The organism is Crocosphaera chwakensis CCY0110, from assembly GCF_000169335.1.
Classification (GTDB): Bacteria; Cyanobacteriota; Cyanobacteriia; order Cyanobacteriales; family Microcystaceae; genus Crocosphaera; species Crocosphaera chwakensis.
Genome location: NZ_AAXW01000016.1, coordinates 72,568 through 94,044, shown reverse-complemented (window position 1 = coordinate 94,044; position 21,477 = coordinate 72,568). Strand labels below are relative to the sequence as shown.

The following is a 21,477-nucleotide window of genomic DNA, read 5'->3' as shown; positions in this document are numbered from 1 at the left end:
GAAACTGGGTGAGTAAATCTCACCCAGTTTCTTAGTTCTCAAGGATAATCAGAGGTTGAATTAAACAGTAGCAGTTTTCTTGGTATTTGCGCTTAATTCACCCTTAGCATACTTAGCAGCATACTCTTCAAGGGTCATTTGCTTGATCTTACTAGCATTTCCAGCAGTCCAGAATTGCTGATACCGATCAGAACAAACTTGCTTCATGTACTTGATAGAAGGCTTCATGAAGTGACGGGGGTCAAAGTTAGAAGGATCTTTAGCAGCAGCTTCACGAATAGCTGCAGTGATAGCTAAACGGTTATCAGTATCAATATTAACCTTACGAACACCACTCTTAATACCTTTTTGAATTTCTTCAACAGGTACACCATAGGTTTCGGGAATTTCACCACCGTACTGGTTGATCATATCTAACCATTCTTGAGGTACGGAAGAAGAACCGTGCATCACGATATGAGTATTGGGAAGACGGTTATGAATTTCTTCAATACGACTAATAGCTAAGATTTCCCCGGTCGGTTTACGGGTAAATTTATAAGCACCGTGACTGGTTCCAATAGCAACGGCTAAAGCGTCAACTTGAGTGCGTTCTACAAATTCTACTGCTTCATCGGGATCGGTGAGCAGTTGATCTTTGCTGAGGGTTCCTTCAAATCCATGGCCGTCTTCTTTGTCTCCTTTTCCGGTTTCCAAAGAACCTAGACAACCGAGTTCACCTTCTACACTAGCACCCACAGAGTGAGCAACTTTTACAACTTCAGCAGTTACATTAACGTTATACTCAAAGCTTGCAGGAGTCTTAGCATCTTCTTCTAAAGAGCCATCCATCATAACACTGGTGAAACCATTGCGGATAGCACTGTAGCAGGTTGCAGGACTGTTACCATGATCTTGGTGCATGGCAATGGGAATATGAGGATAACTTTCTACTGCACCTAAAATTAAATGACGGAGAAAGTTTTCTCCGGCGTATTTACGCGCACCACGAGAAGCTTGTAAGATTACGGGACTATCTGTTTCATCTGCTGCCTGCATAATGGCGATAATTTGTTCCATGTTGTTAACGTTAAATGCAGGGATAGCATAACCGTTTTCTGCTGCGTGGTCTAAGAGCAGCCGCATAGGTACGAGCGCCATAGATGTCCTCCTAGTCTATTTCTTTTATTTTGTGAGCGAGTTGTCAAGAAAATTAATTCTCTTATTCGTTAATCTTAAGATAGATTTCACTATTTGACTAATTTGATTTGTATTTTTTTTCACACACATTTAAGTCAATTTGTCAAGTCTAACCGTAAATGTCCAATAACCTATCCTAAAAGACTGGTGAGTGGTATTTTTTTTCCTCTTCTCGAAGCTTCCAACTTCTCAAGTTATCATAGTCAAGAGGCTCTAATTGGCGAGATTTGAGAAGATTCACTGTTTCTTTTAGCCATTGTAAATAATCGGATTCATAGAGAAGAGATTTTCTACATTTGCATTAACTGTCATTTTAACAATGAGTCAACTATTTTTAATACAAAAAGAGGTAATCAAGCAACTACCTCTATAAACGCTATAAATCATGCTAATTATTAACTACTAAGCAGCAGACACTTTATGTTGTTGATGACGGTGTACTTTTCCAGTTTCTTCACATAAAGAGCAAGACACCATATTTTCTTTTCCCTCTATAGTTAGTTTTCCATGACCTTGGCATTGTTGACAAGTTATTTTTTCTTGCCACCAATAGTTTTTTAAAAAGTTACCATCAGTAATATAATTAAAATCTTCGTACATTCAAAACACCTCAGCTATCATTGATATTTTAGTAATTATTCCTTAATCCAATTGCTTTATTAAATTACTATATAAATAACATTACTTTCTGTATACTGACTAGCTAAATTAATATTTTTTAAAGATGTATAAAGAATCAGAAAAATTGAATTTTGTATTAATTAATACAGAAAAAACTAAATAATACCCTTTGTAATTAATAACGCATTTGTAAAGTCACCATCGCTTCTATGTTTTGTTCTCCTCCAATAACAGGAGTGCTATCAGCAGCACTAGCTGTTCTTAAGCTTTCTGGTGATTGTATAATCTGAGGTTGGGGTTCATTAGCACCATTAATAGAAATACTAATAATTTCTTGAGATTGAAAATTTAAGGTAGATAACACCGCTTCAGCTTGTGCTTGTGCGTCCATAGTGGCTAATTTTAAAGCTTCTTTTTGTGCTGCTGAAATCGCGGTTTCTGTTGCGCTAAAACTCACTCTATCAATACGAGTTGCTCCTGCTTTGACTGCATCATCTAATAAACTGCCAACTTCCTCGGTTTTCACCCGAAAACTAACTATATTAGTACCAATATAACCCACTAAACGTCGTTGATTGTTATCATATTGATAATTGGGTTGTAGACGAATTCCTGTGGTTTCTAATCTTTCTACTTGACGTGATCGCAAAAAATCTACTAAGGATGAAGTTCGTTGAGCCACATTTTGTTGAACTTCTGCTGCTGTTTTTCCTTGTATTTCTACTCCTAAACTAACATCGGTTAAAGTAGTAGGAATTCTCACTGTTCCTTTTCCTGTCACGGTTAAAGTTCTTAAAACCTGTTCTTGTGCCATTGCTGGAGTAATTAAAGGTATACTAACAACTGGATAGGTAACAAAAGTTAATAAAATGGGCAAAAAGGAGAATAGTAATTTCTTCATTTTTATTATTTTATTTTTTATTATTTTTTTAGTATAACAAATAATTTTTCATAACTTAAGGTCATAGTAAAATGTAGTATTATTTTTATTTAACTTAGCGATCGCCTTATCGCAAAAAATTTGCTTAAAATACTTTGTAATCCTTTATTTTGAGAAAATTTTCGTTTCCTTAGTAACAAAGCTGCTTTACTATTGACTTCGGATAAAGTTGGGTAAACATGAATACCTGATAAAGCTGATACTTTAAGATTATTAGACATAGCTAAAACAATTTCATGAATTAATTCCCCTGCGGATTTACCCACTAAATGCGCCCCTAAAATTTCACCATTTTCTTTAACAATGATCTTAGAAAATCCTTCAATTGCTCCTTCTGCTTGGGCGCGATCTACTTCAGAAAATTGTTGTTTCAAAACATAAATATTATCCCCATATTTTTCTTTCGCTTGTGTTTCGGTTAATCCCACTCTAGCCAACTCAGGATCGGTAAATGTTGTCCAAGGAATGACATTATAACTTATCTTATTTATAGGAAAAAATAGAGCATTAGTTATTACTGTAACTGCTTCATGGGATGCTACGTGAGTAAACTGATAACCGCCAATAACATCCCCACAAGCATAAATTTTAGAATTGGTGGTTTGTAGTTTATCGTTAACTTTAATACCTTTTTTATCGTATTCTACCTCGGCTGATTCTAAGTTGAGAGATTCCGCATTAGGCGATCGTCCAGTACAAACTAAAATTTCATCAACCATAACTTCTTGTTCATTAGCTCGTAATTTTTTTTTGTTTCCAATGATTTCTACTTTATCTGCTCTAGCATTTTTTATAATTTTTATCCCCTCTTCTAAAAACTGTTTTTCTATAACATCTGCTGCTTCAGGATCTTCTTTAGGAAGTAAATGAGGATGACTATTAATTAACGTTACCTTAGTTCCTAAACGATGAAAAGATTGACCTAATTCACAACCAATAGGTCCAGCACCAATAATAGCCAAAGATTCGGGACAGTGTGTTAAAGAAAATACGTCTTCATTAGTTAAATAACCACTTTCTTTTAATCCAGAAATATTAGGAATATTGGGACGAGAACCAGTAGCAATCACAAATGCTCTTGCCTTTAAAATTTTTCCATTAACTTCAAAAATATCAGAATTAATAAACTTTCCTGAGCCAAATATAACCTCTACCCCTAACCCTTCAAACCGTTGCGGAGAATCATGGGGTTCAATAGCTGCAATCACATTTTTTACATAATCCATTACCTGAGAAAAATTAACACTCGAAGTGTTAACACAAACCCCAAAACGTTCACTATTTTTTACTTCGTAAGCCACTCTAGCAGCATGAATTAATGACTTACTGGGTACACATCCATACCATAAACAATCCCCTCCTAAACGGTCTTTTTCTACTAAAGCAACCTTAGCATTTAATTGGGCTGCAGCACCGGCAATAACTAATCCTCCAGAACCGCCACCGATAACAACAATATCATAGTCAACTCTCATAGTTTTATCTCCCCATTGTTATCTATAATTTTACGAAAAGATATTATTTATACTATTGTATCTTCCAAATTTTTAACTAGATAAGTTTTTAGTTTGACTTTGCACTTTTTAAACAAAACTTATTGACTTCTCACCTTTAAAATACTTTGCTTTCTTTGATTTAAGTAACTTTTATGATCTAACCATTTTCCTTGTTTAATAAATCCCCAATTTTTTATCCTTGGGCCGCATAAAAATAAACTCCAAGAGCCTTGAGAATTAGAAGAAATTTCAATACGATGAAGAGATTGAGGCGAACGAATACGAAAATGTCCAGGACCTCGCCAAAATTTACCGTCTGGAGTAATTTCCCAATAACCCCCTTTTAAAATTAGGGTGGCATACCACCAAGGATGATCGTGTAAATCATCAGGATCACTTAAACAAATGTAGTGTAACATGACATTAAAGGGAAGAAAGCGTGCGCTTTCAGTTTCAGTTAGTTTATCTCTAAACAGCAAGTAATAACGGATTAAATAAGGTTGTACACCATTGCGATCATAAATAATCCGTTTACGGCCTAGTTTCTCTAAAAGTGTTAGTAACATTTTTAAAAATTTATCAATAGTAATCAAACTAAATTAATTATAAACCCTAATTTTTATTTTCTTGACTCTTGAACCTTTTGACAATTTGAGCGTCTTTGATCATAGGCGCATTGAAGATAAATTGTATTTTGATTTGTGTCTTCTGCACGACATTGAATCCATCCATCGTCATTATTATCTTGTGAGTTACATTCAAGGGGAGTTAGGTTATTTTTCTGGGTAAACAAGATTAAATTTTCTTTAACAACTTTAGCAATAACTGAACTATTTTGCCGTTTAATAAATTGAGGTAGAATCAAAGCGGAAACAATCCCACAGAAAACAATAATTAAAAGTAGCTGCCAGACAGCTAAACCAGCATTTTCTATTTTTAGGTCTTTTACATTCATTTTTAGTAAAAAATAAGACTTTTTAGCAACAAATAGCACCATGATTATAAAATTTTTATTAAGTTTAACCAACAGTGTGACACTTTGCAGGGTTTCACCCAGTCATAGTCATCAGCAATAAAGTCGTAATACAGTAAAAGAGTAATTAGACTAGCTAGTCTAGTTTAATGAATGTGATGATTATCATCAGGTGGTGTGAGATGTTTGGAAGATTTATTGAAGCGTGTACAATTACGCTAGGACTGTATATCTGTTTACAATTAAGCAGTATATCTATTCCTTCTTCTAGTGTTTTATGGTTTAAACTATCTAGATCAAATCAGTTTTTTCTATCTAATATGCAAGAGACGGTTGAATCTGATAGATGGTTAAGTTGGAAAAATCAGAAAAACTTTAATCCTAGAGTGAATAGATATTGAACCCTTTTTAGCCATTACTGAGAAAAGCTCAGGAATAGTTACAGAAGTATAGAGGTTTGTGTCGTCTTTTATCAATAAAATTACTGAGTTAATTTGACAAAATTATGAGAATTACTGAAAAACACTCAAGAATCTTCTCTAATTTTTGATTAAATTAACATCAATGCTTCTACTCTTTACGCTCACTTTCCTTATCATCAAATCTCTATTTGCTTTTTTATTTGCTTAAGCGTTTAACTTATGAAAAATTCTCAACCGATTGAAATTCTTTTAACCCATATTAAATTACAAGCAGTTCTCTATAACATTGAAGAAACCATTGCAGTTGATTACACATTGCTCAATTTATATCGAAATACAGGGGAAATTTCTAAACAAGAGTATCATGAAACCCTTTGGGAAATAACTGCTGAGATTGCCCAAACCGAAGAAGTTTGGGAAAAGTACATTAATTTTTCTGAATTTGTCACCACCCTAACCAACGAATACTTTGTTGAATACTGGTTTGAGTTAGAACATTTTCTCAGTCTTTTTCCTTTAAATGAATAGAGAAACCCGCCTCAACCCAAAAAACTCTTATTAATACCCTATTAACTCCTGCCTATTATGGCATTGCCTGTTGCTTTAAGATATAAATCTACCATCAGGGGTGCTTCTTTGATAAACTGTAAATCTTAGATAGATACCGATTAAAAACATATGGCACAACGCACTCGATTAGGAGATTTACTCAGACCCCTTAATTCTGAATACGGGAAGGTTGTTCCTGGATGGGGAACTACTCCTCTAATGGGAGTTTTCATGGGCTTATTTTTAGTCTTTTTGTTAATCATCCTCCAAATTTACAACTCTTCTCTAATTCTTAACGGATTTACCGTTACTTGGGGAGGTTAATCCCCAAGTTTGTTATCAGTGATTAATGGTGATAGCGTTTCTCAAAATTCCAGAAAATATATCACGAGTAATCCTGAGTTAGATTTTCCCCGACTTTTCGGGGTTTTTTTGTCGGTAATTGGGATATACAGCACTTTGCAAGTGATTAAAGTAGGTCTGACACCAAATCTGTAAACAAAAATCTACTTATAGATTTCTCTCTCCCTGCTCCCCTGCTTTCACAAATGAGGTTTATGGCAATCGAATCTAGTATGAAAGAAACCTGCCTCCTGCCTCTTTCCCTCTACCTCAAGCTTTAACTTCTTGTACCACCCTAACTCGAAAACTGCTGTCTTAACCCCGATCTCTAAACTCCGAATGACCCTTATCCTTCAACTCTTGCTGCTATAAGATAGACTGAAAAAAGAATATATAGGAGTAACTTATGAATGTTTTTGGCATTGGACTGCCGGAAATGGCCTTAATTTTAGTCATTGCCTTATTAGTTTTTGGTCCGAAAAAACTACCCGAAATTGGTCGGAGTCTAGGTAAAGCCATTCGCGGGTTTCAAGATGCGTCTAAAGAGTTTGAAAATGAATTCAAACGAGAAGCCCAACAACTCGAAGAATCTGTCACCATGAACGCAGAACTCGAAGAAAACAAAATGGCTAATCCTACCCCAACGGATAACGATAAGACTCAAATGAATACCTAAACCTAGTTACTCATTAGAAGATGACTTAGGAAACATTGTGAAATCTTTTCAGAATTATACAACCTAATTCTGTTGAGAAAGGATATAATCGATGACAAAATGCCCGTCAACAGTTAAGTACCCTTAAGGGTCAACTATTTTGACAAACAAAATGATAAATTTCATTATTTCAGTGGTTTGATAAAGGAAATATAGAAGGAGGCCCTAGATGAGTGAACAAACACCCTATGAAAAGCTTGGTGTCGGCGAAAACGCCTCTTTTGAGGAGATCCAAGCAGCAAAAAATCGTTTAACACAAGAATATAGTAATGACGTAAAAACCGTAGAAGACATCGAAGCAGCCTATGATTCTATCATCATGGAACGGCTGAAACTGCGTCAAGAAGGTAGGATTAAAGTCCCCGATCGCATTCGTTTTGCTGAACGTCAGCGAGAAACTCCCCCAAGCCCTCCGTCCCTTTCTTTAGATAATTCTCCTCCCTGGTTACAACAGTTTATCGATACCCCTTCTTCTAACGACATTCTTTGGCCGACAGGAATTTTCCTAGTTTTAGCCCTGATCACAGGTTTTTCTAATGGGGATTCTTCTTCAATTTCTGTCCTTTTAGCATTAGGGGTTTTTGCTAATATTTATTTTCTCAACCGCAAAGAAAATAAGTTCGGTCGCGCTTTATTAATTACCTTAGCCGGGTTATTCATAGGAATCGCTTTAGGATGGGGAATTAGTCAATTATTACAAGGGGCAAATCTTCCTGGAGAAATTAGTCAATCTGTTATCGGAATCGCCATCTTTTTTATCTTTTGGCTGAGTAGTAGCTTTTTACGTTAATTCTGTGAATCAATTTCTAGATAATATTGATCGCCTGTTTTCGAGTCTGGTGACTCTGATTGAACGGGTACTTTTTTTTGAGGTTGCCCATTTTCCTGTGATTATCCTTTGGTTACTCATAGGAGGGATTTTTTTTACCCTACGCATGGGCTTTATTAATATTATTGGCTTTAAACACGCGGTTAAAATTGCGTTAGGTTTATACGATCAACAAGATGACATTAAAGGGGAAGTGTCTTCCTTTCAAGCCTTAGCTACCGCTTTATCAGCCAGTATTGGTCTAGGAAACATCGCAGGCGTTGCGATCGCGATCCAAATGGGTGGCCCTGGAGCAGTATTTTGGATGACGGTAGCCGGTTTCTTGGGAATGTCAAATAAGTTCGTTGAATGTACGTTAGGGGTAAAATACCGTATTGTTAACCCAGATGGAACTATTATCGGCGGGCCGATGTATTATCTATCCCAAGGGTTAACAGAATTGGGAAAAGGAAAATTAGGTAGAGGACTGGCAATTTTTTACGGTATTGCTGGCTTAGGGGCGGCCATTGGCGGTGGTAATATGTTCCAAGCTAATCAATCTTTTGCTGCTTTAGCGGCGGTGGTTCCCGCCGTGGAAAATTACGATTGGCTATATGGTTTGACGTTGGCCTTATTGGTGGGATTAGTAATTATTGGGGGCATTAGTCGCATTGGGGTGATTACTAGCAAGTTAGTGCCAGTAATGGTCTTTTTTTACCTTTTAGGGTGTTCATGGGTCTTAGTGGCTAATTTTACCGCTATTCCTGCTGCATTTAGCTTGATGTTGAGGGATGCTTTTTCCCCCTCTGGCATGGAAGGGGGATTAATTGGTATTTTGGTTCAAGGGATCAGACGTAGTGCCTTTTCTAATGGGGCTGGGTTGGGATCGGCTGCGATCGCCCATGCAGTGGCTAAGACGAAAGAACCCATTCAAGAGGGCATTGTTGCTATTTTAGAGCCATTTATTGACACCATTGTTATCTGTAATGTCACAGCTTTAGTGATTATTACCACAGGAATGTATGGGGAGTCTGTTGGGGATACGATTAGTGGATCTACCTTAGCAGCTATGGCTTTTGGTCAAGTGATAGATTGGTTTCCCTTTGTGTTAGTAGGAATTATCTGTTTATTTGGTTTTTCTACTATGATTACTTGGTGTTATTACGGGGAACAATGTTGGGCTTATGTGTTTGGCCAACCGAGTTCTATTGTGTTTAAAATTATCTTTTTAACTTGTATTTTTATCGGTTCTGTGGTCAGTTTAGGGGCAGTGGTTGATTTTAGCGATATGATGTTATTAACCTTAGCTATTCCTAACCTGTTGGGGTGTATGTTGTTATCAGGAAAAGTAGCTACATGGTTAAAAGAATATTGGCAGAAATTAGCAATTTTTTAATTATTTTTCAGACTTCATCTTTCTACTTCCTAGGTTGGATAAAGTCGCATTGTCTAACTTAGGGACAAGGTTTAAACAAAAATGAACTAAGAGAAAAAATGGAACATTCACTAGAATTTGAAACAAAAGTCAAACAAGGTATGATTGATATACCAGAAGAATACCAACATGAACTTAAAGAAGGAAGTAAAGTCATGGTTATTATTAATCCTGTTAACGAGGAAAGTAAAACAACAAGATTAATGGATAAATTAGCAAAAAATCCTATTAGTGTCAAAGGAAAAAGAAAGCTGACAAGAGAGGAAATTCATGAAAGATAATTATGAGTGATCCAAAAATATTCATTGACTCTAATATTTGGTTATATCGTTTTCTCGCTGATCAAGATCCCAATCCCCAAGAAGATGCTAGAAAACGTAAAATAGCAGTTTCATTAACTAATTATAAAGGTATTATAATTAGTACACAAGTAATTAATGAAGTTTGCTCTGTGTTAAAAAGAAAAACTAACCTTAAAGAAGAAGATATTTACCAACTTATTGAAGAATTTGAAGAACAATGTGATCTTATCCAACTAACAACAGTTATCCTGAAAAAAGCATCTCTTCTAAGAAGTCAGTATAACTTATCATTTTGGGATAGTTTAATTGTGGCAACTGCTTTAGGTGCAGATGTCGAGATTCTCTATTCAGAAGATATGCAAGATGGATTAATTATTGATGATCAATTAAGGATGATTAATCCATTTAAGGTAAATTGATATTGTTAGAATCAAGACTAGGATAATTTTTGAAGCAAAATTGAGCGATGACAGCAGTAATTTTAAATTTAGATACGGTTAATCTAACGGATGAGCAATTTTATCGTCTTTGTCAAGTTAATCAAGATTGGCAACTAGAAAGAACTGCAAAAGGAGAATTAATTGTTATGCCACCAGTGGGGGGAATTAGTGGAGAACGAGAAGCTGATTTAATCAGTTTACTGGTAGTGTTATTTAAGTAGTGAAAGTCGAATTTTTGCCTAAGTTTCTATTAGAATAAGGGAAAGAAGTGAAAAGAGTTATCAAATCTGGGATAATTATCTATAGTTTAGACCGAATTTTTAATAACTCAGCAAAAAAACTGATAATGGATAACGACTATTCCTTAACTTCTCGTCCACCTTGTCCCTCTTGCGGTTCAAGACAGATTTTGAAAAATGGAAGTACACATCATAAAAAACAGAAGTTTTTATGTAAAGAATGTGGTCGTCAGTTTATTGAAAAACCACAGAAAAAACAAATAACATTAAAGGAAAAGAAACGAGTTAAAAAATTACTATTAGAACGAATTTCTCTCAGAGGAATTACTCGCTCTTTAGAAATATCAATGACTTGGTTACAAAAATTTGTTAATAGCTTATATCGCTCTGTTCCTCTTGAATTAAAGGTTAGAGAAACATCCGATTTAGAAATTGAGGTTGAATGTGATGAATTGTGGTCTTATGTAAACTCCAAAGAAAATCCAGTCTATATTTGGCTGGCGATCTCGAAGAGATCCGCTTCGCGGTGCGCTAGAAAAACTAGGCGAATTGTGGGATTTTATTTAGGCGATCGTAGTAGACTTAGTGCCAGAGAGTTTTGGAAGACGTTACCAAAAACTTATCAGGATAATGGGAAATTTTATACAGATTTATGGGAATCATACTGTGATGTACTGCTTAGCGGTGCAGCCGCACTCGCGGAGCGAGACCGCCACTATCCTAGTACAAAGAAAAGTGGTGAAACAACAAGAATTGAAAGATTAAATAATACCTTAAGGCATCGCTGCTCTCGTCTAGTCAGAAAAAACCTAGCGTTTTCTAAAAACTTTTTCAATCATGAAGGAGCAATTTTATATTTCATTCATCATTATAATGAAGAAATACTATCAACTTAGATTGATTTTCACTACTTATGATACACTACCCTTTTTTCAAATTGAATAATAAGGAGATTGTAGATCCAAGTTTGAAATTCCTATCCCTGCCTTATTTTGCTGGTGGAATACCTTTCAAAGAAATCAACGCATCCATAACTAATTTAGCCACAGGAGCCGCTACCGTTGAACCATAAGTATTACCTCCTTTCGGTTCATCTACCACCACCAAAACCACATATCGAGGAGATTCTACAGGCAAAATAGAGACGAAACTGGTAATCTTAGCATTCGGCAAATAACCTCCCCTCGGCCCTGCTTTTTGGGCGGTTCCAGTTTTCCCTCCAATGCGATACCCTTCTGTTTTAGCTGGCTCTCCTGATCCCTTATCTACCACTGTTTCCATTAATTCCACCACCGTTTGACTGACTTCTGGAGAAATAATTTGTTTGCTAGGATAATCAGGCTGCCAGTGTAACGTTCCTTCTATATCAACTAACCCTTTCACCAGATGAGGCGTGACTAACTTGCCCCCATTGGCTAAAGCACCATGTAACTGAACTAACTTCATGGGGGTTAAGGAAAATCCTTGACCAAAAGAGGCAGTAGCAACTTCAATAGAACGCTCAGTAAAAACCTCTTTGCGCTTGAGTCTCCCTGCGACTTCTCCGGGTAAATCAATGCCTGTTTTTTGGTTAATTTCTAACGCTTGTAAACGATTATAATAATCCTCTTTTTTCAACCGTCGCATCATGTGAACCATAGCTACATTACTCGAAGTTTGCAAAACTTCAGCAATATTAATGGAGCCATTACCCGTCTTAGAAGCATTTTTAATCGGCCAACCGTCCACTGTTACCAAGCCAGAATCATGGATCACGGTATTCCTTTGAATTACCCCCGCTTCGAGGGCTAAAGCCACATTGAGGGGTTTAAAAGTAGAACCGGGTTCATATAAATCGCTAACCGTCCAATTCTTTAACAATTCGATGCTGGACTTGTAGAATGTATTCGGGTCAAAAGTAGGTTCACAAACCAACGATAAGATCGAGCCATCCGTAGCGTCCATAACGATAACGGCTCCTCGTTTGGCGTTGAACTTGTTAACTTGTTTTTGCAAAGCAGCCCTGACCGCCCGTTGCAAGCGCATATCTACGGTTAATTGAACCCGCCAATCATTGGACTTGAGTAAATCTTGAGGTAAAGAGTTGGGAAGAATAGCACCGAGGGCGGTTCTTTGAACGTATAAACTTTCTAAATCCCGTTGTAAGAGTTTTTCTTGACTTAATTCTACCCCGGCTTGTCCTTGTCGTTCATGATCGACAAATCCAACCACATCAGCCATCATTTTTTCTTGGGGATAAAAACGGACATAGGTTTCATTAACTTCGACCCCATCTAACCCCAGTTTTTGAATTTGTTCAGCTATCCCTTCATGTAAATTTCGAGCGACGGGAATCCCTGTTTTGCGCTGTTTGAACCGTTCTATTAGTTCTTGGGGGGTTCTATTTTCTAGAACACTGCTTAATTTGTCCGCTACTTCTGCTGGTGGTAGTTTAAATTGAATGGGATGAACATATAAGATATATTCGAGATGGTCTGTAGCTAATATATTGCCTTCACTATCAATCATTGACCGTCGTGGAATATAAGGACGGATATTAACCGTTTGTTGGAGACGAGCTTTTTCTTTTAATTCCTCGGCTTGAACAATTTGTAATTGATAGGTTTTCCAACCTAATCCTAACATTGCGCTCACTAAAAATGCCCAAACCAATAAAAGACGAAATTTAGGTAAGGTAAGAGTTTTCGTTTCTCCTCTCTGTTTTGAGGAATTAAGCGATCGCCGTGTAATTCCATTTTGAGCGACTGGTTTTTTAGAAGAACGAGTTTGACGAATATTTTTAGAACGATTAGAACGCCGTTGAAATCGAGAGTTAGCCATGGCCAGTTCAAGTGAGAGAAGTGATTGAATGAACTCAGAAATCAGAAGTCAGAAGTTTAAACGGTGAAACATCTAAAATACTGTATTCACTAATAAGCAACAGGGGTTTCTGTGATAACAGGTATTTTATGCTTTTTTTGAGGTTGCTCACTAATCTCAATAACAGGAACTTCAGTAGGAGCCAGAAAGATTGATTGATGGGGATTTGGAGCGGTTAAACTCGATCCAGGTTGTTCAGCTTGTTCTGCCATTTTATGCTTTAAAGATTCATTGGTCGAAGTCAGTTGGCGTTCATTTCTTTGTAGGGTTTTTAGTTTAGAAAATTCTTGACTCCACAGGGTCGGCGCATAAACTGTCCAAGCATAAACTCCCAACGTAATAGCCACTAAACCACAGGTGAAAGTCGTCGAACTTTTCTGTACCAATAAGAGAAATTGTAAGGCTAAAGGAAGTCGTTTGGGCTTCGTGGGAAGACGAGTCACTTTAGAACGAGATTCAGACGGACGACGAGTAACGGTTTTGGGCGCGACAGATTGATAAGTGCGGGTTGGGGTCGCTTTTTGACGACGACGGTAACGGGTGGGGGGTGGTGTGGGTAAATAATCGCGAGCAGCAGTCATAGTGATAGTTTATGAATCTTGCAAATACTTTGATTGTAAATAACCCTCATTCAATGATTCTGATAAGAATCTTAAAAAGGTGACTGGTGGGTTAGACGGCCAGAACCTTCACTATGTTGCATCTATTATTTATGATTTGTTGAACGTCTAAAAAGTCATGAAATCTGTATAATTGAAAAAAGACATTGAAAACTAAAAAAGAATGAAAAAAGAGAAGCTAATTTTCACGGTTACCATTATTATAATTAAACGTTTACCATAACAACAAGTTTAATTAAGTTGAATTTGAGAACAAAAGAGCAAATAGCTAAACAATCCTTGAATAAGACCTTACAGTAAAGAAATTATTAAAAATAACTTGCTCATGCTAACGCCTTTAAGTCTTTGTTTAAAACTTAATTAAAATTTAATGTTTACTAACCCAAAATGTATAGTAATATGCAGATTATAGAGATAAATTTGATTTAAGTGTGACGGACTATCAAAACAATCAAATTGTCTTGATCAAGATTTGAAGGAAAACCAATAAATATGATTGCAGCAGCACCCTCCTCCAACGGATACCACATTCATGGGACTAAACCAGGACTACCTCCCATTAGTGGTTGGGAAGACGAGATCGCCTCAGTTGTCAACCACAATGATCCTATTTTTGCCCCTCATTCCAATATCAATCTAGCTAATGTAAAATCAGGGTTTGCTTGCGCCCTTCATATGCACCAACCCACCATCCCTGCAGGTCAAGATGGTGCTTTAATCAGTAATCTCCAGCATATGTTTGAAAATCAACATATTGGAGATAATCATAATGCTCCTACCTTTGCTTGGTGTTATAAGCGCATTGGTGAGTTTATCCCTGAATTAGTCGGTAATGGTTGCAATCCTCGCATCATGTTGGACTATTCGGGAAATTTATTATGGGATTTCCAACAAACCCCCCGACATGACATCCTTGAACCTCTCAAACGGATGGCTTGTGATCCCCAATATCAGCCTTATGTCGAATGGTTAGGTACCATGTGGAGTCACGCCGTTGCTCCTTCCACTCCCATTCCTGACCTAAAATTACAGATACAAGCGTGGCAACATCAATTTGCTGCTTTATTCGGTTACGATGCCCTCAGACGAGTTAAAGGGTTCTCTCCTCCAGAAATGCACCTACCGAATAATCCTGATACCCTTTACGAATATATCAAAGCACTTAAAGAGTGTGGTTATCGTTGGTTATTAGTGCAAGAGGACTCCGTAGAACGGTTAAATGGGGATGACTTCCACAAAAACGGTGATGATAAGTATGTTCCTAACCGTTTAGTTGCCCGTAACTCTCACGGCGAAACCATCAGTATTACTGCGTTAATCAAAACCCAAGGGTCTGACACCAAGTTAGTGGCTCAAATGCAGCCCTATCATGAAGCAAAAGCCAGAGGAAAGCAAAAAGTAGGTAACGTAGAAGTACCTAGTTGTGTCTCTCAGATCGCTGACGGAGAAAACGGCGGTGTGATGATGAATGAGTTTCCCGACGGTTTCCGCAATGCTTTCTATAGCATCAAGGATAATAATGAAGGTGTGGTTGGTTTCAACGGAACTGAATACATCGAACTCTTAGAACAAGCTGGTGTTACTGAAGATGATTATCCTGTTTGCCAAGCAGTGGGACAACATAAAATCTGGAATAAGATCGGTACCGAGAATCTGACTCCAGAAAAAGTCAATAAGGCCATTGAAGAATTACAACAAGAAGACGATCGCTTCCACATGGATGGTGCATCTTGGACTAACGATCTCAGTTGGGTCAAAGGTTATGAAAACGTCCTAGGACCCATGAACGAACTCAGTGCTGGTTTTCATCAGAAATTCGATTCTCGTGTTAAAGAAGATGGGAATGTTACTCGGACTCCTGAGTATCAAGAAGCTCTACTCTACACCATGTTAGTTGAAACTAGCTGTTTCCGGTACTGGGGACAGGGTGCTTGGACAGACTATGCTCGCGAACTTTATAATCGCGGTCAGCATTTCGTTAAATAAGTCTTTGTTGGGTACATTTTATGCGATCGCTTCTTTAATTAAGGGGCGATCTTTTTTTTTTAATTTCCTGTTAATTCGGAATGATAATCAAACACTTATATTTATAATTCATTAAGATCAACCCCCAATTCTCTCAATTTTTCTTCTAATTTTTTAGCTTTTTCTTGTGCTTTTTTTGCCTCTTCTTGAGGAGTGAGATAGCGTTTGCCTTTTTTATCATACCAATATAACCATTCTCTTTCTACTCCTTGATAAACCCCGATTTCTCTACCAATTCCTAAATTAATTTCTGCTAACCAAACTGGTTCTCCTGCTAATAATTCATACTTTCCATTTTCCAATTGATACACTTCTAAACGAGGTTTTCTTTTTCTTAAAGGGTTATAAATTACATAATATAAAATCCCCATTTTCGCATAATCTTCTTTCTTTTGTGTATATTCTCCTCTTCTGGTTTGAGAGACGACTTCTAACACCATTGTGGGGATAACCAGTTCATCCCATAACACATAAGATAACCTTAAATCTGAATCGATAATACGGGGAACTCCTACGCTTAAAAATCCATCAGGAACGATGACATCTGTAGGGTTTTCAGGGTCATAATAGATACCCATATCGACCCCAAAATACCAATTCATTCTATCTTCCCAAATCAAGGCTAAAATATCTTTGAGAATATGGGGAATTAAGTCTTGTAATTCGTTATCCACAGGAGTATCATCAGAGTCGGGTAAATCTTCAGCAGAGGGTAAACAATGACGAGGATTATAGTTTAATAACATTGTTAGAAATTGAATTCATTTGGGAAGATTTGATTTTATTCTATCATTATAGTAATTGTTTCTTGCTTTTAACGGTTAAAAATATCATTAACCATAATATTAATATCAGGAAAAGCTAAAGGTGATACTTGCTCATCTAAAGATAATATTGTTTCATTTTCATACAATCCATCCACAGGAGATCGATAGACAATCAACTTTTTATTCTTAACATCAACCACCCAATAGTCTTGAATATTTGCTGCTGCATAAATATCCCTTTTTTCGGAAGTATCGAACTTCAAAGTAGAATAGGATATTTCAATTAATAAGTAAATATCTTCAGAGTAAGGATGATGGGAACGATAAAGAGAATGAGGAAGACGAACAATAGCAATATCGGGTTCAGGTTCAGACTTAGAAAGGGTAATAGGTCTTGTTTCTCTAACCCAAGCTACTTCTTGAGTTAATCTGCGTAAATAATCAGCAAAAGTTTCCCCAATATAAGTATGTTCTGTTCCTTCAGGAAACATTTCTAAAATAAGTCCATTAATTAACTCAACGTGACGATAATTTAATAGTCCAGATTCTATCATTTTATTATAGTCTTCAACAGAAAATTTAGCAGTTATTGTTTCCATTGTTCTCAGTTTATTCATTTAAGCTACAGTAAAATTTTCAAAGCTAAGGTAAAACCAGGAATGACCGTTTCTCCGTTTAAAATTGCATCAGGAGGATAAATAGTAATAGAGTCATCTTGACGATAAACTAAAGCTTGCTGGTTATGACGATCAATTAACCAACCTAATTTAACTCCATTATTTCTATACTCTTCCATGTTTCCTGATATTTTATCTGCGGGTTTCATAGTAACTAAAGTTCCATCTGCGTTGCGTTCAAATCTCAATTCTGGGTTTTGAGAACTGAGTTTTATTAATTCTTGATCGGTAATCGTTGAAGAAGTTTGTATCATATTTTATTTATAGTTTTCAAAGGTTTAACTAATAATTGTTTCTAAAGATTATCAGCAAAATAACGATGGTATAATTGACAACTAGGTTGAGCTTCATCTCCTACTAAAGTAATCAATCCCATACTTTCTAACTTATAAGCAACAGATGGTTCTAACTGAACACCTTTATCACTTTTTACTACCTCTTTCATTGCTTCTGCTAAGTCAGGAGAAGATTGTAAATTATCCCAATGACGACGTAAATGACTACTATAAATTCCTCCTTGGGTGGGTGCTTCTGCTAATAGTTTATCGGGGGGAATTTTTTTAGAAGCTAATGCTTTTAAAGCTAAATCAACTAGATAAGGATGACCCCCTACCATCTCAATTAAATCTTTAGTAAATTTTTTTTGTTCAGGGTTTTCTGACCAATCTAATTTATAAACTTTGGCTAACTTTAATACTTGTTCTAAGTTAAATCCTGGTAATTTAACTTGTTTTCCTACATTAAACGGAGATTGATTAGCATCTAATTTAATATAAACTTCTGTGGAGTTAGCAATTACTAATCGTAAGTTTTGCCAAATTTCTAAGTTATTCGCTTCTTCGTGCCAATAGCGTAACATCGGTAAAAAATCTTTCGCAATATCTGCGTATTCAAAAATGCGATCTAAATTGTCTAAACCCAAAACTAAAGGACGATCAATATTTTCTAAAACATAACTTTGAAAATAGGTTTTACAACTAACTAAACTACCAAATAATTCCTCATCCCAATAATCATCTAGCTGAGGTTTTAAGCCTAATTCTCTGCTGATATTAGCACAAAACCACCGTAAAAATTTATCTAAACTACTAAACATAGCCGATTCAGCAGAGCGAAGATTGAGGTAAACTTTACAATAATCACTATTTTCTGCATGGTCTAAAATCAATTTTAAGAGAGATGTTTTGCCCATTTTTTCAGGAGCTTTGATACGAATTAATGCTCCAGGTTTAAGAATGGTTTGATAACAATCTGATTCAATAGGGGGACGAGAAATATAATCACCATCAGGGATAGGGGGATCAATGATAACAATATCACCGTCTTGTTTCCATTCAGGATATTTAATATCTTTTAACCATTCTCGTAAGATTTGAAACTTTCCTGGTCCTTTGCTACGGGGGTCTAATTCAGGACAACCATTTGTTTTTTCACTAGAAAAAGAACTATAGAGTTCTGTCATTTGCTTTTTATAAGTTTCATGACTGGCTGCTTCTGCCAATTCCCATACTTCTGTATCCGGTTTACGCCAATTTTCATAAGCAAACCGAACTAAAAAAATTTCTCTTAATCTTCCTTTTAAATTTTGATCATTGGCAACTTCTTTAAGGAATAGATCCCAGTTTTTTGGTTTCATAGCGATCGCATTAATGATAATATCAATTAAAACAAATATCCCTGATTTGACCAGGATGAAAAAAAGTTTCTGAGGGGAAACAGTCTTATCATTCTACTATTTTCTACTTTATTCCATGTTACCTCCTACAAAAAATGGAAAAAATCAACGATCAATGGGACTGACATTCTAACAAGTCATACCTATCATGAGAGTAGAGGACAAAAGAAACCCTCTAACCAGGTGTGAGTTAAGGAGATGACCTAACCATGAACAACAAACTAAACCTCAAACGTAAACTAGCGACAATAATGGCAATTTCCCTTCTGGTTGTTTTCGGTGTGGAAACTATGGCCGTTGCATCTTCTAACCCCTACTCAGACAGTTCTATGGGCTATGCTAAAGACTGTCCAGGGGATGACAAAGATGATTGCTAAATGTTATTGCCGTTCTTAAACTCCGACCACAACACACCTAGAAATGAAACAAAGCTAGGACTTTTCCTGGCTTTTTTTTTCAAAGCCTAACAGGTCAATGGTAAAAATAGAGATAACAATGATTATAAAGTACGAAAAAAGTTATCCTAGAAACTCATAAGTAGTTTCTTCGGTAATATGTGGCTTAAACAATCTTCCCAGTCCAAATGGCAAAACCCTATACCTACGGATAATTATAGTTCCTACGATACCCGACAGAAAAAAACGAACCGAACTATCGGGCAACAACGTCAACCCCTATTTATCATGTTATTTGTCAGTGTCATCCTTTTGGGAGCTATTGGCACTCGTCTCGCCTTTTTACAATTAATGCAAGGGGAAGTCTATCGAGAAAAGGCAGAAAATAATCGCGTTCGCATTGTCCCTAAACCCCCTGTCCGTGGTAATATTTTTGATCGCAAGGGGCGGGTTTTAGCCTCCACTCGTCTCACCCACGCAGCTTATCTCTGGCCAATGGTGGTTAACCAACCCGACTGGCCGCAAAATCGTAAATATTTAGCCCAACTTCTGGCTGTCCCTGAAGAAAGTATTGAAAGTAAAATTCAACAGGCAGGCTATAATGCTTCAACCTTAATTAGAATCGCTCGTAGTTTAAATCCTGCCCAAATTACAGCCTTAGAAGAATTTAAAACCGAATTAAACGGTTTAGAAGTCGATATTGAAACCGTCAGAGATTATCCTAACAAAGAAATTGCAGCCCACGTTTTAGGCTATACCGGAGAACTTAACGCCGAAGAACTTAAGCGAAGACGTTCTGAAGGCTATCGTTTAGGGGATATTGTCGGTAAAATGGGGGTCGAAGCGGCCTACGAACAACAATTACGAGGAGAATGGGGCGGTATCGAATTAGAAGTTGACGGGGCCGGCAAAGTCATGAAAGTATTAGGCCAAAAAGTCGGCCAACCCGGTAAAGATGTTACCCTTACCCTAGACCTCGATGCCCAAAAAGCAGCAGAAGCAGCCCTAGGGGAACGTATCGGGGCTGTCGTTGCCATTAACCCCCAAACCGGAGGGGTTCTCGCTATGGCTAGTAATCCCACCTTCGACCCTAATATTTTCTCAACTCAAATTACCCCTCAAACCTGGAAACGCTTACAAAAGAAAGGTAACCCCTTTGTTAACCGTGCGTTACGGGGCTTTCCCCCGGCTTCTACGTTTAAAGTGGTAACTGCTACTGCTGGCATGGAATCGGGTAAATATCCTCCTGATACCATCTTGAGTACCTTTGCTTATCTCAACGTAGGAGGGACAGCCTTTGGAGAATGGAACCGAGCCGGGTTCGGGCCGATGGGTTACGTTCGGGCTATGGCTTGGAGTAGTAACACCTTTCATGGTCAAATTGGCCGAGGGGTCGGTGGACCAACGTTAATTAAATATGCCCGTCTCTATGGTTTTGGTTCAAAAACTGGAATTGAATTAGGGGAAGAGGCTGCCGGGTTAATCGCAGATAATGAATGGAAAATGGAAAATTATGATTGGGAATGGACCGACGGGGACACGGTTAATATGTCCATTGGTCAAGGGTTTACCCAAGCTACCCCTTTACAAGTAGCCATTATGTTTGCAGTTCCGGGTAACGGGGGTTATCGCGTCAAACCCCATTTCTTTGAAGAAAAAGATGACCTTGAAAAATGGCGTACTTCTATGAACCTGAAACCCAGTACCTTAAAAACCCTACGAGAAGGGCTGAGGGCAGTGGTTTCCAGTGGAACAGGAAAAGCCCTTAATGTTCCTAGTTTGCCTCCTGCAGCTGGCAAAAGTGGCACAGCAGAAGCCCCTCCAGGAGACTCTCATGCTTGGTTTGGTGGCTTTGCACCTTACGATAACCCAGAAATTGTAGTGGTTGCCTTTGCAGAACATTCTGGAGGCGGTGGGGGTTCCGTGGCCGCTCCAATGGTACGCCAAGTGATGGAGGCTTATTTTCAGCATAATAAAAAGTAAAGAGAGGAAACTGTC

The 21,477-nt window shown here is 37.3% G+C and carries 23 protein-coding genes and 2 pseudogenes; 12 read left to right on the top strand and 13 right to left on the bottom strand.

Going from position 1 to position 21,477, the window contains the following annotated elements; all coding sequences use genetic code 11:
* Positions 1-60 precede the first annotated feature (60 nt).
* The 7 genes and pseudogenes from fba to CY0110_RS12470 all read right to left on the bottom strand — a co-directional run bounded on the left by fba (position 61) and on the right by CY0110_RS12470 (position 5,233).
* On the bottom strand, positions 61-1,140 hold the full coding sequence (fba, locus tag CY0110_RS12495) for a class II fructose-bisphosphate aldolase (protein ID WP_008275809.1): 1,080 nt from the start codon (positions 1,138-1,140) through the stop codon (positions 61-63).
* 175 nt (positions 1,141-1,315) lie between these two features.
* Positions 1,316-1,447 (bottom strand): annotated as a pseudogene (locus CY0110_RS29250) (DUF29 family protein); the annotation flags it as partial.
* A 134-nt stretch (positions 1,448-1,581) separates the two neighbouring features.
* Positions 1,582-1,779, bottom strand: coding sequence for a hypothetical protein (locus CY0110_RS12490; protein WP_008275808.1), 198 nt, complete (start codon positions 1,777-1,779; stop codon positions 1,582-1,584).
* Between the two features lie 196 nt (positions 1,780-1,975).
* A complete protein-coding gene (locus CY0110_RS12485; RefSeq protein ID WP_008275807.1) occupies positions 1,976-2,701 on the bottom strand; it encodes an SIMPL domain-containing protein in 726 nt (241 codons plus the stop codon).
* A gap of 89 nt (positions 2,702-2,790) precedes the next feature.
* Complete coding sequence (locus CY0110_RS12480) at positions 2,791-4,215, bottom strand: dihydrolipoyl dehydrogenase family protein (protein ID WP_008275806.1); 1,425 nt, start codon at positions 4,213-4,215, stop codon at positions 2,791-2,793.
* Positions 4,216-4,334: 119 nt separating this feature from the next.
* Positions 4,335-4,802, bottom strand: coding sequence for a hypothetical protein (locus CY0110_RS12475; protein WP_035799316.1), 468 nt, complete (start codon positions 4,800-4,802; stop codon positions 4,335-4,337).
* 53 nt (positions 4,803-4,855) lie between these two features.
* Positions 4,856-5,233, bottom strand: coding sequence for a hypothetical protein (locus tag CY0110_RS12470; RefSeq protein ID WP_008275804.1), 378 nt, complete (start codon positions 5,231-5,233; stop codon positions 4,856-4,858).
* 617 nt (positions 5,234-5,850) lie between these two features.
* Here CY0110_RS12470 and CY0110_RS12465 point away from each other — a divergent pair.
* The 9 genes and pseudogenes from CY0110_RS12465 to CY0110_RS12425 all read left to right on the top strand — a co-directional run bounded on the left by CY0110_RS12465 (position 5,851) and on the right by CY0110_RS12425 (position 11,357).
* Entirely contained in the window at positions 5,851-6,159 is a 309-nt protein-coding gene (locus tag CY0110_RS12465) for a hypothetical protein (RefSeq protein ID WP_008275803.1), read from the top strand.
* 150 nt (positions 6,160-6,309) lie between these two features.
* The gene (gene psbH, locus CY0110_RS12460; protein ID WP_008275802.1) at positions 6,310-6,504 is read left to right on the top strand and encodes a photosystem II reaction center phosphoprotein PsbH; all 195 of its coding nucleotides are present in this window, start codon (positions 6,310-6,312) and stop codon (positions 6,502-6,504) included.
* 424 nt (positions 6,505-6,928) lie between these two features.
* Positions 6,929-7,198 (top strand): TatA/E family twin arginine-targeting protein translocase, encoded by a 270-nt coding sequence (locus tag CY0110_RS12455; protein WP_008275801.1) that lies wholly within the window; start codon positions 6,929-6,931, stop codon positions 7,196-7,198.
* Between the two features lie 208 nt (positions 7,199-7,406).
* Positions 7,407-8,027 (top strand): CPP1-like family protein, encoded by a 621-nt coding sequence (locus CY0110_RS12450; protein ID WP_008275800.1) that lies wholly within the window; start codon positions 7,407-7,409, stop codon positions 8,025-8,027.
* A 4-nt stretch (positions 8,028-8,031) separates the two neighbouring features.
* The gene (locus CY0110_RS12445; protein ID WP_008275799.1) at positions 8,032-9,441 is read left to right on the top strand and encodes an alanine/glycine:cation symporter family protein; all 1,410 of its coding nucleotides are present in this window, start codon (positions 8,032-8,034) and stop codon (positions 9,439-9,441) included.
* 98 nt (positions 9,442-9,539) lie between these two features.
* On the top strand, positions 9,540-9,761 hold the full coding sequence (locus CY0110_RS12440) for a hypothetical protein (RefSeq protein ID WP_008275798.1): 222 nt from the start codon (positions 9,540-9,542) through the stop codon (positions 9,759-9,761).
* A 2-nt stretch (positions 9,762-9,763) separates the two neighbouring features.
* On the top strand, positions 9,764-10,201 hold the full coding sequence (locus CY0110_RS12435; protein ID WP_008275797.1) for a PIN domain-containing protein: 438 nt from the start codon (positions 9,764-9,766) through the stop codon (positions 10,199-10,201).
* A gap of 47 nt (positions 10,202-10,248) precedes the next feature.
* Positions 10,249-10,425: pseudogene (locus tag CY0110_RS12430) on the top strand (Uma2 family endonuclease); the annotation flags it as partial.
* Positions 10,426-10,490: 65 nt separating this feature from the next.
* Entirely contained in the window at positions 10,491-11,357 is an 867-nt protein-coding gene (locus tag CY0110_RS12425; RefSeq protein ID WP_008275795.1) for an IS1-like element ISCysp1 family transposase, read from the top strand.
* A 91-nt stretch (positions 11,358-11,448) separates the two neighbouring features.
* Here CY0110_RS12425 and CY0110_RS12420 read toward each other — a convergent pair whose 3' ends face one another.
* Entirely contained in the window at positions 11,449-13,281 is a 1,833-nt protein-coding gene (locus CY0110_RS12420) for a peptidoglycan D,D-transpeptidase FtsI family protein (RefSeq protein ID WP_008275794.1), read from the bottom strand.
* An 89-nt stretch (positions 13,282-13,370) separates the two neighbouring features.
* Positions 13,371-13,901 carry a hypothetical protein gene (locus CY0110_RS12415; protein WP_008275793.1) on the bottom strand — a complete coding sequence of 177 codons (531 nt, stop codon included), beginning with the start codon at positions 13,899-13,901 and terminating at the stop codon, positions 13,371-13,373.
* Positions 13,902-14,432: 531 nt separating this feature from the next.
* On the opposite strand from CY0110_RS12415, the gene CY0110_RS12410 reads away from it, so the two are divergent.
* Entirely contained in the window at positions 14,433-15,926 is a 1,494-nt protein-coding gene (locus tag CY0110_RS12410) for a polysaccharide deacetylase family protein (protein ID WP_008275792.1), read from the top strand.
* Positions 15,927-16,027: 101 nt separating this feature from the next.
* Here CY0110_RS12410 and CY0110_RS12405 read toward each other — a convergent pair whose 3' ends face one another.
* From CY0110_RS12405 to CY0110_RS12390, 4 genes are all read right to left on the bottom strand, one after another.
* Positions 16,028-16,711, bottom strand: a complete 684-nt coding sequence (locus CY0110_RS12405) for a Uma2 family endonuclease (protein WP_008275791.1) — start codon at positions 16,709-16,711, stop codon at positions 16,028-16,030.
* Between the two features lie 68 nt (positions 16,712-16,779).
* A complete protein-coding gene (locus tag CY0110_RS12400) occupies positions 16,780-17,331 on the bottom strand; it encodes a Uma2 family endonuclease (protein WP_008275790.1) in 552 nt (183 codons plus the stop codon).
* Between the two features lie 23 nt (positions 17,332-17,354).
* On the bottom strand, positions 17,355-17,663 hold the full coding sequence (locus tag CY0110_RS12395) for a Uma2 family endonuclease (RefSeq protein WP_008275789.1): 309 nt from the start codon (positions 17,661-17,663) through the stop codon (positions 17,355-17,357).
* 41 nt (positions 17,664-17,704) lie between these two features.
* Positions 17,705-19,045: an AAA-like domain-containing protein gene (locus tag CY0110_RS12390; RefSeq protein WP_008275788.1), complete on the bottom strand. Its 1,341-nt coding sequence runs from the start codon at positions 19,043-19,045 to the stop codon at positions 17,705-17,707.
* Positions 19,046-19,293: 248 nt separating this feature from the next.
* Between CY0110_RS12390 and CY0110_RS30415 the strand changes: the two genes are divergently transcribed.
* Positions 19,294-19,461 (top strand): hypothetical protein, encoded by a 168-nt coding sequence (locus tag CY0110_RS30415; RefSeq protein WP_008275787.1) that lies wholly within the window; start codon positions 19,294-19,296, stop codon positions 19,459-19,461.
* Positions 19,462-19,638: 177 nt separating this feature from the next.
* Entirely contained in the window at positions 19,639-21,462 is a 1,824-nt protein-coding gene (mrdA, locus tag CY0110_RS12385) for a penicillin-binding protein 2 (RefSeq protein ID WP_008275786.1), read from the top strand.
* Positions 21,463-21,477: the final 15 nt, after the last annotated feature.